The organism is Psychromonas antarctica (assembly GCF_022267535.1).
GTDB lineage: Bacteria > Pseudomonadota > Gammaproteobacteria > Enterobacterales > Psychromonadaceae > Psychromonas > Psychromonas antarctica.
Map to the genome: position 1 here is coordinate 1 of NZ_JAHNZV010000289.1, position 610 is coordinate 610.

The 610-nt window shown below is 40.3% G+C and carries 1 protein-coding gene; it reads left to right on the forward strand.

Annotation, left to right across the window (positions count from 1 at the left end; translation table 11 throughout):
* On the forward strand, nt 1-610 hold a 610-nt coding region (locus tag KSO91_RS17515), incomplete at both ends, for an NADP-dependent isocitrate dehydrogenase (RefSeq protein ID WP_238744291.1).

A 610-nucleotide genomic window follows, 5' to 3' on the forward strand; every position in this document is an offset into this window, starting at 1 on the left:
CACCGAATGATGCGATTAAATTTACTTTAAAACGCGTACTTGCAGGTAAAAATACGATTTCAGTCACAGGTAATGTGTTACGTGATTATTTAACTGATCTATTCCCTATTTTAGAACTTGGTACCAGTGCAAAAATGTTATCAATTGTGCCTTTACTTGCGGGGGGAGGTTTATTCGAAACGGGTGCAGGTGGTTCTGCTCCTAAACATGTACAGCAATTTATTGAAGAAGGACATTTGCGTTGGGACTCGTTGGGTGAGTTTTTAGCACTGGCGGTTTCTATCGAAGATATTGCGTTTAAAACCGGAAATGAAAAAGCAGTTATTCTTGCACAAACTTTACATATTGCTAATGGCAAATTCCTTAAAGAAGATAAATCACCTTCCCGTAAGGTGAATGAGCTGGATAACCGTGGTAGCCATTTCTACTTAGCTATGTATTGGGCCGAAGCGCTTGCGGCGCAAACGCAAGATAAAGCATTACAGGCGACTTTTGCACCGCTGGCTAAAGCCTTATCTGAAAATGAAGCTACTATTATTAATGAGTTAAACGCTGCACAAGGTGCAAAAGTCGACCTTGGTGGTTACTTTCATACTGATCCTGTTAAAGT